This window comes from Peribacillus sp. SIMBA_075 (assembly GCF_046534585.1).
The window spans coordinates 53,376-67,808 of sequence record NZ_JAWRYN010000019.1; the positions used below are offsets into that span (position 1 = coordinate 53,376).

A 14,433-nucleotide genomic window follows, 5' to 3' on the forward strand; every position below is an offset into this window, starting at 1 on the left:
GTTGAACGTTTATAGATGAGGTGATCCTTCATCCATACGTTGCATGTTATTTAAAGGGCTATTAGAAAACTTGTTCAACTTCCACTACACCAGGGACTTCTTCAAGAAGGGCACGCTCAATCCCAGCTTTTAGCGTAATGGTCGAACTAGGACAGCTCCCGCAGGCTCCTAGTAATCGTAATTTTACAATTCCATCTTCTACGTCAACTAGTTCACAGTCACCGCCATCACGAAGAAGAAACGGACGAAGTTTATCTAGGACTTCTTGAACTTGAACTTCCATTGTTTGTTCAGACATTGCAATCGACTCCTTTCCTAATCATATTATAATGCGAAGGTAGTAAAAAATCCAACTGTAACTTTGCGGAAATATAATCTATATTATTCTGGTAAGATGGAAACAGGTGAATTTTTCTTAAAAGTATTCAAAATGAAGTGAAAATATTAAAATGATGGAGGTAGAGTATAGTAATGAAAGAAATTGAGATAGAAGTGTATGGAGCGGAGCAAATTTGCGCGAGCTGTGTAAATCTCCCCTCTTCGAAAGATACTTGTGAGTGGCTTGAGGCTGCATTAACGAGAAAGTTCCCTGAGCAGAAATTCAAAATAACCTATATAGATATATACAATCCTCCAGAAAAGGTGAAGCAAAAGAGCTTTGCCATGAAGATGATCGAAGAAGATTTATTTTATCCACTGGTCCTCATTGAAGATGAAATTATTGAAGAAGGAAATGTGCGGCTCAAGAAAGTGGTAGAAACTATGGAAAAACATGGATATACAATACAGGTGTGATATATAATGGAAGAAAAAAGAAAATGACCCAAAATAAGCTGCGCTCAGCTCATTTATGGGTCATTTTATAAAATGTAATCGCATAAGAAGGTTTGGAATCAACCGTTATGGTATTTATACATCCAGAGAATGCCTGATTTCATTAATCGTGCCACTCTTCCCGTAATAGGGCGGTTTGCAACAAGACCAAAACCTTGTTTCTTCCCAAGAGAGCCTAATGTCCCTTTTAATTTCATGGTAGGGAAGCTTTCTGGAAGTGGTTCATTTGCCCATTTTTTCACAAGGACCTGGACGATTTGCTCAGCTTGGGACTCTGCTAATTGAGCACTAGGTGCATGAGGCAGGCTTGCACAGTCACCGACCACAAAGATGCTGTCATTAGTAGGAAGGAAATGCTGAGGAGTCAGAACCGCTCTTCCTTGACGGTCTTTTTCAATATCCATATCACGGATGATTTTGCTTGGCTGAATTCCAGCTGTCCAAACGATGACGTCACTTTGAACTGCTTCGTCGCCATTATAAAGAAGGTTTGGCTCAACTTTGGTTATATTTGAATGATGGACGATATCGATTGTATGTTTATCGAACCAAGACTCGACAAATGTGCTTAATCTTTCTGGGAAAGCAGATAGAATATGCGGTCCACGGTCAAATAGCTTAACGTTTAAATCTGAACGGCTTTCAATCAATTCACTTGCAAGCTCAACACCGCTAAGTCCGCCACCTACGATAGAAACGGTTGCACCAGCCCCTAAATTATTCAAAGCTGAATATGTGCTGCGTGATTTATCGATTGTTTGGATACTATAGGTGTGTGTGTCTGCTCCAGGAATATTGTGGTATTTATCTTCGCAGCCAAGGCCGATGACTAAATCATCATAAACGACAGGGTCTTGATTTTCTATAATGACTTGTTTATTTTCCATATCGATGGAAAGTACTTCTCCGTATACGTTCTTCAAGCGAGGATGTTCAGGAAATGCAACACGGATGTGCTGATCAGGAATGGTACCTGCTGCTAAAGCATAATATTCCGTTTTTAAGCAGTGATAAGGATTACGGTCGATAAGCGTGATGCTCACATTTTCAGGAAGCTGATTAGGCAGCAATCTTTGCAACATGCGCATACCACCATACCCACCACCAAGTATGACTAAATTCTTCATATTATTTTCCCCTTTATTTGATCTCTTAAAAATTTGATAAATGCTCACTTGTGAAAACAACTATCCCATTATAGGATTTCCCCAAATGAACCTTTTAAGTTTATTTAAATATATATACCCCAATAGTAGTAAGAATAAAAAATTAATTAATATTCTTTTTTACGTACCCCGACAAAAGTATAACGAATATAAAAGGAAATCACAACCTGTATCTTAAAATCGGCTTATTTTATATGCGTAAATATTGACTGTAATTGGGAAAAGTAATAAGATGGTTTGTTAGTAACTGTGAGGTGAAACAATGTACCCGATTATTGAATTTTGTGTAAGCAATCTGGCTAGCGGTGCTCAAGAGGCTCTGGAAAGATTGGAGCGGGATCCGAATTTAGATATCTTAGAATACGGTTGTTTGGGATATTGCGGCAAATGCTCCAGTAACTTATATGCGCTTGTAAACGGTGAAGTGGTTTCCGGTGACACAACGGATGAATTGGTAGATAAAATATATAAGTTCATTGATGAATTTGACATGTTCTAATCATCAACAACGTAAAAAGGCTGTTCCTGCCTGGGACAGCCTTTTCATTGCCTTATCCATTCATAGCTCAAGCAACGGGTGGGGAGTTGCCCTGTTCTTGCTTAATTTCCTGAAAGCGGTCCCTGGCCATCTGGATGATGGAGGTTTCACGGGCATTTCTTTGTCTTTCGAATACTAACGAAAAATACTTGATTGCTGCCTTTTCATTCCCTATTCTCTTTGAGATGTCGCCAGCGAGATATAGGATTCTGGCTTCAGATACCTGGGTACCGCTGAAGTCCCCTGTTGAATAGGATGCTTCATATTCCTTAAGTGCGAATCTCAAAAACCTTTTTTCTTGTTCCTTGGACCGATTGATCCTATTTAGCCAGGCAATCCGTAAATGGATTCCGGCCAGGATAATATGTTTTTCCTTTTTTAAAGCCCCGCAATAACTAGCCAGCTTGTAAGTATTGATGGCGTCTTTAATGGATCTCTCATTGCTGAAATGATGGGGAACCCACTTGGAGCTTACCTTTTCCATAATGATTTCCTTTGTGGCTTGAGGGAAGTACCGGGAGAAATCATCGGAATAGGAAAAGCCGCAGTGAGGGCAAACAAAAATATTATAGTAAAGGGCATTAACGGCTGAATCAGCATAAACGGGGCAAAAGTCCGTGTCATATTTTGCTACTTTTACAAAATGCGATCGTACCCTTTTTGTGGTTGATTTTTGTTTGCATAGAAGGCATTCCATGTTTTTGTCATATAGAGGCTGTATATCTTCGATGGAGATTACCTCCCTTACTTTAAATTTTTTGTTTAGGTCAAAATATTCAGTCCGATATACCCATAAGCCTTATTATAAACCATTTTTTAAATAATGTTGGTAAAATAGGTGCGGGAATATGAATTTTTTCAAGCCGGAAAATTGAGCGTGGGAAATTCTTTGGTATATACTATAAAGAGAAATAGTTCTATCTCACTTATAAGAAGAAGGAGGGATTTATTGTGAGTGAAGTTGTTCAAATAACGGAAGCTGCTGCTTTTCAGATAAAAGAAATGATGAAACAAAATGGTGAAGAGGGTTCCTTTTTAAGAGTGGCCGTCAAAGGCGGGGGCTGCAGTGGATTATCCTATGGAATGGGTTTTGAAAATGAGCCCGGAGAGAAAGATAGCCAGCTGGAACAGTTTGAAATTAAGATCCTTGTTGATAACGGGGATGCAGATATATTGAATGGAACGGTAATTGATTATAAACAAACGATGATGGGTGGAGGCTTTACGATCGAAAACCCAAATGCCATCGCTTCATGCGGTTGCGGGTCTTCCTTCAAAACGGCAAAAAACGCCGGCACGCCGGAGAATTGCTAACAATTTCTGTTCATTTGGAAAAGGGGGGCACTTTAACAAGTGCCCCCCTTCAGTTTGTTTGGGTTGAAGGGCCATGAAGGTCGAATAAAATCGTGAACGGTCGAAAGCAGTGCGGGAAAGGACGAAAAAGTGCTCCGATGGAAAACAGTTATCCACAATCATCGAATTGGGTACAAAAAAAACCGGCCATGAAAGCCGGTTTTTGCGTACTATAATTAAAACATGGAAGAACTGTGCATGGGCTGGACTTTTGCTTTTGGGTCAATATATTGCTTGGCGTGATTGACAGCAGTGGGGGCCTCGCCAAAACCACTTGCGATTAATTTGACTTTGCCATCATATGTTGCGATATCTCCGGCTGCATAAATTCCTGGAATATTCGTTTCCATTCTTGAATTCACCAAAATACTATTCTTCTGGATATCAAGTCCCCATTCCTTTATGGGGCCAAGAGAAGAAACGAAGCCGTAGTTGACGATGACTGCATCTACCTCCATCGTCTCTGTATCTTCACCATTTGTATCCTTGATGACAACTGTATGGATCCGGCCGTCTGTACCAATCAACTCTGAAGGTATGTAAGGAGTCTTTATATCAACTTTTGAATTTTTAAGGTTTTCTACACTATGTTCGTGGGCACGGAATTTATCTCTTCTGTGAATGATGCTCACTTTCTCGGCGATCGGCTCCAGCATAAGTGCCCAGTCGACTGCTGAATCCCCACCTCCGAAGATCACCACTTTTTTGCCAGCAAAATGATTGAGGTCATCGATGAAATAGTGAAGGTTGCTGCTTTCATATTTTTTTGCATCATCAATTTCGATGCGGCGGGGTTGGAAAGCCCCATTTCCAGCTGTGATGATAATGGTTTTGGAATAATGGATTTCTTTATCCGTCGTTAACTTGAAAACTCCATCTGCTTGCCTTTCCACTTCTTGAACGGCTTGCTCCAAGACAACAGTCTGTTCAAACTTTGCCATTTGTTCTTTCAAATTATTCACTAGCTCCTGAGCACGCACCTTGGGGAAACCTGCGATATCATAGATGTATTTCTCAGGATAAAGGGCCGACAATTGTCCGCCTAATTGCGGTAGGCTCTCGATGATTTTTACGGATGCCTGCCTCATGCCGCCATAAAATGCAGTAAATAATCCAACTGGGCCTCCGCCAATGATGGTGATGTCATAAACTTTTTCGTTAACTTCCAACTTTATCCCTCCGATATACTAGGTTTGCTGAAATTTATTCTCTTATTTTAACATAGATAATCTTTTAAAAAACGGAGAAAGATTAGAAAAGTGAGAAAGTTTTGACTATAGCGGGACGGTTACATTATGAATACTGTTCACCCCCTTTCATAAGTGGGTAAAAATACACTTTACCAAGGTTGAACATATAGTATGAATATGGTCCTTCACGGGGTGAAAAGCATCGTTTTTCAGCTTTATTTTCACGCGAAAAAGTTCGGTTTGTTACTTGAAAAAGGTATGGAAAAAGACTAAAATTTACTTAGACATCATTAGTGAATTTTTTATGACAATTTCGAAGTATTACGTGAAATACGTCACAAATGTATAAGAGTGCTTTTTATAATGGAAATTAAAAAGATAGACAATAGATTTTAGTTATGGAAAGCATCACAAGAAAATATCGTAAAGGTGGACGAATACTTTTGAAAAAGCCAACTATCGTTGTTTTAGGAGCAGGTTATGGTGGACTGATGACTGTTACTCGCTTACAGAAGGCATTAGGTCAAAATGAAGCTGAAATCGTATTAGTTAACAAAAATGATTACCACTATGAAACAACATGGCTGCATGAAGCATCTGCTGGTACGCTTCATCATGATCGTGTGCGCTATCCAATCAAAAGTGTCATTAACGGCAGCAAAGTTAAATTCATCCAAGATTCTGTTTTGGAAGTGAAAACAGAAGACAAAAAAGTCATCCTTGAAAAAAGCGAAATTTCTTATGATTACCTAGTGATTGGACTTGGACCGGAATCGGAAACATTCGGGATCCAAGGACTAAAAGAATATGCTTTCTCTATCTCCAACGTGAACACTGCACGTGAAATCCGTGATCATATCCAATTGCAATTTGCTACGTACAGTTCTGAGGTCGAGAAAAATGAAGACCGCTTGACGATCGTTGTTGGCGGAGCAGGATTTACGGGTATCGAATTCCTTGGCGAATTAGCTAACCGTGTCCCTGAACTTTGTAAAGAATACGATATCGATTTCCAAAAGGTTCGTATGTACTGTGTAGAGGCAGCACCAGCCGTCCTCCCTGGCTTCGATCCGGAATTAGTGGATTATGCAGTTTCCTACCTTGAGAAAAAAGGTGTGGAATTCAAAATCGGTACACCGATCAAGGGGGCAACTCCTGAAGGTATCATCGTCGCAAGAGGCGAAGATGAAGTGGAAGAAATCAAGGCGGGGACCGTTGTATGGGCAGCTGGCGTGCGTGGTAATTCAGTGATTGAAGCATCAGGTTTTGAAGCAATGCGCGGACGTATTAAAGTGAACCTTGACATGCGTGCACCGGGTCATGACGATATTTTCATCGTAGGGGATTGCGCGTTGATCATCAATGAAGAAATTAATCGCCCATACCCGCCTACTGCACAAATCGCCATGCAACAAGGTGAAGTCATTGCGAAGAACCTGACTAAATTGGTTCGTAACGAAAATGACCTTGAAACGTTCACTTTCGAAAACAAAGGAACGGTATGTTCACTTGGTGATGACAATGCGATTGGAGTTGTATTCGGCAAGAAAGTTACAGGCAAGACTGCATCATTCATGAAGAAAATGGTTGATAACAGAGCATTGCTAATGATTGGCGGAGCTTCCTTGGTTGCTAAGAAAGGTAAATTCAACGTCCTTTGATTTTTTCGATATATAAGTGATGGCCATTTGGGGATTGTCCCTGAATGGCCTTTTCAATGGCATCTATCGATGAGCGTGACATGAAGCGGAGACGGGGAGTATGCACCTATCATATGTGGAATATAATGGGGGTAAGGATGACGAAGCACTAGATTAAATAATCCTCCCCTTTGACCGCTTTGGCATTACGTATGTACTCTAGCGGTTTGGAGTTTACACTACTTATAATGAATGTAGGTGAAGTGGGTTTTGGTGGAAAGATGCAAGAATGTTTGGTTGGCAGTGTCCGGCCTTGTGATATCTGATAAAGGCGAGTGGCTGGTCGTGAACAAAAGGTATGGCGGATTGAAAGGGCAGTGGTCGCTTCCGGCAGGTTTTGTCAAAAATGATGAAACCGTTGATGAAGCTGTCGTAAGGGAAGTGTTGGAGGAGACGGGCATTCATACAGAAATCGAAGGCATTGTTGGTGTTAGAAGCGGAGTCATCAAAGGGGATATAAGTGATAATATGTTGGTATTTTTACTTAAACCGATCAGTTTTGAAGTCACTGCTCAATTGGATGAGTTATATGAGGCTAAATTTTATGACCCTGATTTACTCATGCAAGAGGGGAAGCAATCGTTATTATTGGAACAGCTTTTAGCTTTTAAAAAGGAAAGAGTGCAGACGATGCTTGATGGGTTGAATCCGGGAAATCATTTTGGCTATACATCATATAAATTATTCATGTAATTTGGGTAATTATCTTTTCTTCGGTATTATTTGGCATTAAGTCGTTGACGTAGCAATTATTTTTTCAGTAAACTAAAGGTGTCGCTTTTAAGGAGGGTCAAGAATAACATGCCATTGCCTGTTTTAATTATCTCAATACTCTTATTTTTTATATTGTTTTTCGGAATTGGCTTTTTGCTGAATATGCTCTTTCGTTCTTCTTGGATCATGGTCATCTTATTTCCAATCGTCTTCATCATCATTGTCAATGAAACAAAGCTAATAGAATACTTTAGAAATCCGGGAATATCTTTTGCTAATCTTGGAACGAACCTTACAGCCCTGCATACGGCAGACATCATTATTTTATCAAGCGGGCTGCTTGGCGCGGTTTTAGCTGGTGTGGTCATCAGGATTCTAAGGAATAAAGGATATCAAATGTTTTGATAATGGGAAGGGCCGTCATTTATGGACGGTCCTTTTTTTGTAAGAAAAATTGGATCTTTTCATGCTTTATGAATACTTTCACTCTGGAAAGGGAACAAATATCCTTGTGAGAGGAGTGGAATTAATACATATGAAGATTGTAAAGGCATTATTTTTGAGGGTTGCTATTATCATATTATTTATCTTGGCCATCGATTCAACCTTAAATCATGTTTTTGGGGCTATGCCTGAAGATCATCCTTTTGAGGGGGCAATGAGACAACATCAAATGCTTGGTCTCGAATATAAAGCGATCCATAGCGGAGGTCAAGTGGCAACGCTAATGTCATCCGCATCCACGGGCAATGGTGGTCCTACGACGATATTGGAGGCAATCGAGCTCTTGAAATATCCGAAGCATGAAGTTTTGGCTACAGGTTATACAGCAGGGTATGAATCAACGGGAAAGTACCCGGAGAGCCCATCTTATGGAATCACTTATTCAGGTGTGAAGGTGAAACGGGATCTATTTTCAACCATTGCCGCTGATCTTGCCGTATTTCCCCTCGGAACCATCCTTTGGATTCCAGGCTATGGATATGGGGTTGTAGCGGACAAGGGCGGGGCGATCAAAGGAAACCATCTGGATCTATACTATGACACCGTACAAGATGTGTACGAGAAGTGGGGAAAGAAAACCCTTGAAGTATATGTTGTGCAAAAAGGGAGCGGCGAGTTATCTGAAGAACAGCTAAACAAGTTGAATGAAACCAAAATCAGGCAAGTATTCAAGCCTAAAATCGCCGGAAAAACATTGAACGAGAATGTATCTTCCTTTGCTTTTTAATGAAATGATGGAGTTAAAAAAGCTGCCACGATTGGGGCAGCTTTTTTGTTCATTCGAAACGCCCTTAAGCCAAGCCTTTGTACTCCTCAGGATGCAGAGTCATTGCCAATTTTGACAGCCCATCCAGTAAACGGGGGGAAGGCCGGCAGAATAAGGGTTCTTCCATAATGTGGATATTATTAGCTCGGACTGCCTTCATATCGGCCCAACCTTGCCGTTTCTTGACAAGCGCTGGGTTGACTTTTCGTAATGGGACACCGACCCAAGCTAAGCAAATATGGTCGGGATCCTTTTTCTGAACCTCTTCGGACGTGACTTGAATGCTTGCCATTTCCACATCTTCGAAAAGATTATATCCTCCCGCAAGAAGGCTGATCTCGGATAACCAGTTAACTCCCCCAGGGCTGAATAAGGGATTTGGCCACCATTCCCAATATAGGGACGGCTTTGTTTCGATTTTGTCGGCGACATTTTTATATTGAAGGATGGCATCCCGGAATTTTGCTGCCTGCTCCTCTGCTTGATCATTAAGATCCATAGCCCCGCCCAAGGTCAGCAAATCCTTTGCGATATCTTCAAGTGATTGCGGATTGAAGATGATGTGAGGGAGGTTCCGTTCTTTTAATCCTTCAATATTTTTTTCCATACCCGGTACACTAAGGGAAGCCAGCACCAAATCGGGTTTCAGTGATTCTACATGATCGATATCAATCGATAAATCCGGCCCCACTCTAGGAAGGTGCTGTATGGTTTCAGGCCAATCAGAGTAGTCATCGATAGCGATCAGCTGATCTTCTATCCCAAGATATGTGCAGAGTTCCGTATTGCTGGGGCAAAGAGAGATTATTTTCAAATTGACCACCTACCCTTGAAAGATGAAAAAGTGAAGTGCCAGTGCAATGAATACTCCGGTCAAGGCTCCGAAAAATACCTCGATTGGCTTATGGCCCAACAGTTCCTTTAATTGTTGCTGTTTCTGTTTATCCGCTTTTTTCTGCCAGTTTTTTGCTTGCTCGACTAATGTATTGAAGTCCGTGACGAGCTGGTTCAAGACGGCTGCCTGTTCTCCTGCCTGCCGTCTTACTCCTGTCGCATCGAACATCGTGATGACGGCAAAGATCGCGGCAACGGCAAATACAGGAGAATCCATTCCGGTCTCAATCCCTACTGCTACGGTTAAAGCTGACACGGCCGCAGAGTGGGAACTTGGCATACCGCCTGTGGAGTTAAGAAGTGACCAGTTAACTTTACGAAAAGCTATGAAGTGGATGGGCACTTTAATGAATTGAGCAAAGAAAATGGCAATCAATGCTGCGATTAAAGGGAAGTTGAGAAATAATTCCAAGAGTATCAGCCTTCTTTCTAGTTATAAGTAACGATGAAATCCATATATGGGTAAATAAGAAATCCTGCTCGGTACAAGGCCCTTATTATTAGTTCCATTCAGTCCTGTCGATTCCCTGCTGGTTATTAGTATTAAATATGATCTTCCTTATACTATTACTCTAAAGTGGCACATTCTAAACAATATCCCTTGTTAATATTATTTTCATGGGCCTAATTCGAAAATTTCGAAAGATTTCGTTATAATGAAGGTAATCGAATGGAGGAGGTAGCAGAATGTTCACAGTAAAAGATTCCTTGAATATAGATTTGATTGACGAATGCCTGATTCTAGGCGTATTTGACAGACCCGTAAAATTCACAGGCATAGGGAAAGAGGCAGATGAACGATTAGATGGTCAGCTAACCGAGTTAGTGAAAGCGGGAGAAATCCCTTCCAAGAAAAAATCAGTAGTTAAAATACATACATTAGGTAAATTAGGCATAAAGAGATTGATTTTTGTAGGTTTGGGCAAGGAAAAGGAGCTATCCTTTGAAACGCTGCGCGAAGCATTTGGAAAAGCGCGTAAAACAATCAAAGAATCCAGGCTTGCGACGCTATCGATTGCTCTGGATACATTCACGACCGAAAACCTGGATGCATTGGACGCAGCGCATGCTTGTTCCGAGGCTTTTGAACTTGCTTCCTATAAGTTTGACGGATACAAGCAAAAATCGAACCAGGTCGAAAAAAGCCTTGAATCGATTACGGTTTACAGTGAATCGGATAAAGAAGAGGTCGGGGCCGCACTTCATGTAGGGAAAGTCTTCGGAAGGGCGACGAACTCTGCAAGAACATTGGTTAACACACCAGGCAATTTGTTGACTTCCACGGATATGGCGGATTATTCATCTGCTTTGGGCGAACGTTATGGCTTTGAAGTGGAAATCCTGGAGAAGGAGGATATGCTCAAATTGGGAATGGGAGCCCTTCTTGCTGTCAATCAAGGTTCCGTTGAACCTCCGAAAATGATCGTCCTGAAGTACCAAGGTAAAGATGAATGGAAAGATGTTATCGGGCTGGTTGGTAAAGGCATCACATTCGATACCGGTGGATACTCATTGAAAACGAAGGCCGGAATCGTTGGAATGAAGACGGATATGGGCGGTGCCGCAGCTGTTTTAGGTGCAATGGAAATTATCGGTGAATTAGGGCCGGATCAAAATGTCGTGGCTGTCATTCCATCCACTGATAACATGATCAGCGGTGAAGCACTCAAGCCGGATGATGTGATCACTGCCATGAGCGGCAAGACGATAGAGATATTGAATACGGATGCGGAAGGCCGGCTCGTTTTGGCGGATGCCATAACTTACGCTAAACATCATGGTGCCGACTACCTTATTGACGTTGCTACTTTAACGGGGGGTGTTATAACGGCCTTGGGCATGGATATGACGGGTTCAATGACCAATGACGCAGAATTCTATGAACAAGTGGTTAAAGCCTCAGAGGAGGCCGGGGAGCCTATGTGGAGATTGCCTATTACAGAAAAGGACAAAGAGCGGGTACGCAATAGTAAAATAGCGGATTTAAATAATTCACCTGGCGGGGCAGGACATGCCATCATGGGTGGAGCCTTTATAGGCGAATTTGCCGAAGACACTCCGTGGGTCCATCTGGATATTGCCGGAACATCCACAACCTCGAGCAGCTCCGAATTGTGCACGGCGGGGGCGACAGGTGTGATGGCACGAACGCTTGCACTATTTGTTGAAACCTTTGAATCGAAAACAAAATGAACCAAAAAGGATCCGAAGCCGAAAATAGGCTTCGTTTTTTTTACAAAAAAGGTGTTGGACGTTATATATCCCTCCATTTCAAGCTGATGATGATATGACAATTTTCATCCCCTGTTTTGGGATAGAAATCAAAACGGATCCCATCAGGGTTATACTTGATATCAGGTTCGTTTTTAATCCCTATCTTTCGGATCATATCAACCACTAAACTATTATTCGATGCTTGGGCGGCAGTCATCAACCTGTTTGAGAAAGGCTTGGATGTGGCTAATGTATCCATGACTTTTTTTACATCAAGCAATAAAGCTTGCGATGACTTTGCCGATTTAACTAACAGATCTGGATTGGTTGCCGTGTATGGACGCAATGTTCCTTCCAGTTCCCGATTCATGTTCACTGACCCTACGGGAAGCGGAAATAGGCCAGGGTCATATAAAAAATAAGGGAAATCCGCCAAAAGGTTTCCTTCCTTTCCTAAAGTCTGTCTATAGACACGTTTTCTTTATACGTTAAAATATGTATAAAGGCCAGCCGTTATGATTACGGATTATGGATAACCCTTTTCCGAAAAAAAATCTTCTTGAATTTATGAAGAAAGACACACTATTATTTGTAAACTGCTTCATTGACAGGTATAGTGTATAGTAATATACTTACTTACCTAAAGTAAGCAGAAGGCACACTATAAAATTATAAAATAGGTGATGTTAACATGAAAATAACCCAGCAAACAAAAGACCTTTTAATAGATAAAATGAATATTCTTAAAACCCCGGGAAAGGCTGATATATGCCTAGTGGGGCCTGTGAACCTGCCTATTGAACAAGGAGAATTCTCAACGGTTTTTCAATGGTATACATGGCTCCAGCTCGATGGCGAGGATAATGACAAGGAAGCGGTGCTTGATTCGCTTTCGGAAGCCAACCTTGCTTTTGGCCAGCAATCCTCCGTGTTGGTGTATGGGGATTTTAAAAAGTCGGATGATGCACTGGTCCGGATGCATAGCATCTGTCACACAGGTGATATCTTTGGCAGTAAACGCTGTGATTGCGGCTACCAGCTCCACCAATCGATGAAGATGATAGCCGAGCATGGATACGGGGCCATTTTTTACCTTGCGGACCATGAAGGAAGAGGGATCGGCCTTTTTTCCAAATCTCTTGCATATTTACTTCAGCAGGAAGGTTATGACACGGTCGAGGCGAATCAGGCTTTAGGATTCGAAGACGATACGCGGTCTTACGAGGGAGCTATTCGAGTGCTGAAGGAACTGCGTGAGGATCCGGTCACTTTAATTACGAATAACCCTAAAAAGTTGGACGCACTTATGAAGCATGGACTAGCGGCAAAGGACCATATCCCGCTTTGGGGCGGTTTGACGGAAGATAATAGTTTCTATCTGGATACAAAGGTCAAGAAGTCTGGACACATACCACACAAGAAGCCAACTTTGATTGTATAAGGAGAGCTAAACGCATGAATGATGATCAATATTACATGAAGCTGGCACTGGATTTGGCGGCAAGTGCTAAAGGAAAGACGAATCCAAATCCAGTTGTCGGTGCAGTCATAGTTAAAGACGGTGTGATAGCCGGGACAGGAATCCACCGTAAAGCGGGTGAACCGCATGCAGAGGTACATGCTTTCAAAATGGCGGGTGAGTATGCAGAAGGGGCAACGCTATACGTGACTCTTGAGCCGTGTTCCCATTATGGAAAAACCCCTCCTTGTGCAAATTTAGTGAAAGAATCAGGTGTACGGCGGGTTGTAGTGGCTACGCAAGATCCGAATCCGGAAGTTGCGGGCAGAGGTATATCGATCATAAAGGATGCAGGCATTGAAGTGGAAGTTGGCGTCCTGGAGAAGGAAGCTCAAAGACTGAATGAGCGTTTTATTCACAATATGCTGACGAGCCGTCCATTTGTCATTTCAAAGTATGCGATGACACTCGATGGAAAACTTGCAACACACACAGGCCATTCAAAATGGATAACAGGAGAAGAATCCCGTCATTCCGTTCATTTGCTCCGGGATGAGGTCGATGCCATTCTCGTTGGAATCGGGACTGTTTTGGCCGATGATCCATCACTTACGACCAGACTTCCGGAGGGCGGAGGGAAAAATCCGATCCGAATCATTTTAGACAGTGAATTACGTGTTCCAATGGAAGCCAATGTTGTCCAGGTATCAGATGCGAGGACCATGATCGTAACGCAGGATCATGCACCTGCCGATAAAATGGCAGCTCTACGTGAAAAAGGGATCGAATTCATTTTCGTCCCCAAAAACGATTCGGGCCTGAATTTAAGGACCTTGATGGAAGAGCTGTATAAAAAGGGGATTACGGATGTCTTGCTGGAAGGTGGAAGCGAAGTGAATGCTTCTTTCCTAAGGGCAGGGCTCATCGATAAATACTTGATTTATATAGCTCCTAAACTATTGGGCGGACGAAACTCACTAACACCGTATAGTGGAATGAATGTAGATACGATGGATGAAGCGATGGATGTTTCCTTCTCTGGCGTGGACACGTTTGGAGAGGACATACGCATCACGGCTTATCCTAAATTAAAATAGACAA

17 protein-coding genes are annotated in these 14,433 nt (G+C 42.0%); 10 read left to right on the forward strand and 7 right to left on the reverse strand.

Translation table 11 applies throughout. The annotated features are described in order from the left end of the window. Positions 1–61: 61 nt before the first annotated feature. Complete coding sequence (locus SB775_RS15150) at positions 62–298, reverse strand: NifU family protein (RefSeq protein ID WP_034310199.1); 237 nt, start codon at positions 296–298, stop codon at positions 62–64. A 173-nt stretch (positions 299–471) separates the two neighbouring features. On the opposite strand from SB775_RS15150, the gene SB775_RS15155 reads away from it, so the two are divergent. Beyond that, positions 472–795 carry a YuzD family protein gene (locus tag SB775_RS15155; RefSeq protein ID WP_089361877.1) on the forward strand — a complete coding sequence of 108 codons (324 nt, stop codon included), beginning with the start codon at positions 472–474 and terminating at the stop codon, positions 793–795. A gap of 98 nt (positions 796–893) precedes the next feature. Here the strand turns inward: SB775_RS15155 and SB775_RS15160 are convergent, their stop codons facing one another. After that, a complete protein-coding gene (locus SB775_RS15160; RefSeq protein ID WP_061465464.1) occupies positions 894–1,961 on the reverse strand; it encodes an NAD(P)/FAD-dependent oxidoreductase in 1,068 nt (355 codons plus the stop codon). A 301-nt stretch (positions 1,962–2,262) separates the two neighbouring features. Here SB775_RS15160 and SB775_RS15165 point away from each other — a divergent pair, with 301 nt between their 5' ends. Further along, positions 2,263–2,499 (forward strand): YuzB family protein, encoded by a 237-nt coding sequence (locus SB775_RS15165; RefSeq protein WP_061465463.1) that lies wholly within the window; start codon positions 2,263–2,265, stop codon positions 2,497–2,499. Between the two features lie 67 nt (positions 2,500–2,566). Here the strand turns inward: SB775_RS15165 and SB775_RS15170 are convergent, their stop codons facing one another. Continuing rightward, a complete protein-coding gene (locus tag SB775_RS15170; RefSeq protein ID WP_410862086.1) occupies positions 2,567–3,274 on the reverse strand; it encodes a DUF2225 domain-containing protein in 708 nt (235 codons plus the stop codon). A 215-nt stretch (positions 3,275–3,489) separates the two neighbouring features. Between SB775_RS15170 and SB775_RS15175 the strand changes: the two genes are divergently transcribed. Further along, the gene (locus SB775_RS15175) at positions 3,490–3,852 is read left to right on the forward strand and encodes a HesB/IscA family protein (protein WP_061465461.1); all 363 of its coding nucleotides are present in this window, start codon (positions 3,490–3,492) and stop codon (positions 3,850–3,852) included. A 215-nt stretch (positions 3,853–4,067) separates the two neighbouring features. Here the strand turns inward: SB775_RS15175 and SB775_RS15180 are convergent, their stop codons facing one another. Then, positions 4,068–5,060: an NAD(P)/FAD-dependent oxidoreductase gene (locus tag SB775_RS15180; RefSeq protein ID WP_061465460.1), complete on the reverse strand. Its 993-nt coding sequence runs from the start codon at positions 5,058–5,060 to the stop codon at positions 4,068–4,070. A 464-nt stretch (positions 5,061–5,524) separates the two neighbouring features. Here SB775_RS15180 and SB775_RS15185 point away from each other — a divergent pair, with 464 nt between their 5' ends. The 4 genes from SB775_RS15185 (at position 5,525) to SB775_RS15200 (ending at position 8,726) form a co-directional block, all read left to right on the forward strand. Further along, entirely contained in the window at positions 5,525–6,742 is a 1,218-nt protein-coding gene (locus tag SB775_RS15185; protein ID WP_410862071.1) for an NAD(P)/FAD-dependent oxidoreductase, read from the forward strand. A gap of 249 nt (positions 6,743–6,991) precedes the next feature. Beyond that, a complete protein-coding gene (locus SB775_RS15190; protein ID WP_410862072.1) occupies positions 6,992–7,474 on the forward strand; it encodes an NUDIX domain-containing protein in 483 nt (160 codons plus the stop codon). Between the two features lie 108 nt (positions 7,475–7,582). Continuing rightward, positions 7,583–7,900 carry a YuiB family protein gene (locus SB775_RS15195; protein WP_410862073.1) on the forward strand — a complete coding sequence of 106 codons (318 nt, stop codon included), beginning with the start codon at positions 7,583–7,585 and terminating at the stop codon, positions 7,898–7,900. A 130-nt stretch (positions 7,901–8,030) separates the two neighbouring features. Further along, complete coding sequence (locus tag SB775_RS15200) at positions 8,031–8,726, forward strand: 3D domain-containing protein (RefSeq protein WP_089361874.1); 696 nt, start codon at positions 8,031–8,033, stop codon at positions 8,724–8,726. A gap of 64 nt (positions 8,727–8,790) precedes the next feature. On the opposite strand, the gene SB775_RS15205 is transcribed toward SB775_RS15200, so the two are convergent. Both SB775_RS15205 and SB775_RS15210 read right to left on the reverse strand, forming a co-directional pair. Beyond that, the gene (locus SB775_RS15205) at positions 8,791–9,579 is read right to left on the reverse strand and encodes a cobalamin-binding protein (RefSeq protein WP_089361873.1); all 789 of its coding nucleotides are present in this window, start codon (positions 9,577–9,579) and stop codon (positions 8,791–8,793) included. Positions 9,580–9,588: 9 nt separating this feature from the next. After that, on the reverse strand, positions 9,589–10,071 hold the full coding sequence (locus tag SB775_RS15210) for a divergent PAP2 family protein (protein ID WP_061465453.1): 483 nt from the start codon (positions 10,069–10,071) through the stop codon (positions 9,589–9,591). A gap of 275 nt (positions 10,072–10,346) precedes the next feature. Here SB775_RS15210 and SB775_RS15215 point away from each other — a divergent pair, with 275 nt between their 5' ends. Further along, positions 10,347–11,852, forward strand: a complete 1,506-nt coding sequence (locus SB775_RS15215) for a leucyl aminopeptidase (RefSeq protein WP_410862074.1) — start codon at positions 10,347–10,349, stop codon at positions 11,850–11,852. A 61-nt stretch (positions 11,853–11,913) separates the two neighbouring features. Here the strand turns inward: SB775_RS15215 and SB775_RS15220 are convergent, their stop codons facing one another. Then, complete coding sequence (locus SB775_RS15220) at positions 11,914–12,243, reverse strand: YuzC family spore coat inner layer protein (protein ID WP_410862075.1); 330 nt, start codon at positions 12,241–12,243, stop codon at positions 11,914–11,916. A gap of 321 nt (positions 12,244–12,564) precedes the next feature. Between SB775_RS15220 and SB775_RS15225 the strand changes: the two genes are divergently transcribed. Continuing rightward, positions 12,565–13,314, forward strand: a complete 750-nt coding sequence (locus SB775_RS15225) for a GTP cyclohydrolase II (RefSeq protein WP_410862076.1) — start codon at positions 12,565–12,567, stop codon at positions 13,312–13,314. 14 nt (positions 13,315–13,328) lie between these two features. Continuing rightward, positions 13,329–14,429 carry a bifunctional diaminohydroxyphosphoribosylaminopyrimidine deaminase/5-amino-6-(5-phosphoribosylamino)uracil reductase RibD gene (gene ribD, locus SB775_RS15230; RefSeq protein WP_318682483.1) on the forward strand — a complete coding sequence of 367 codons (1,101 nt, stop codon included), beginning with the start codon at positions 13,329–13,331 and terminating at the stop codon, positions 14,427–14,429. Positions 14,430–14,433 lie beyond the last annotated feature (4 nt).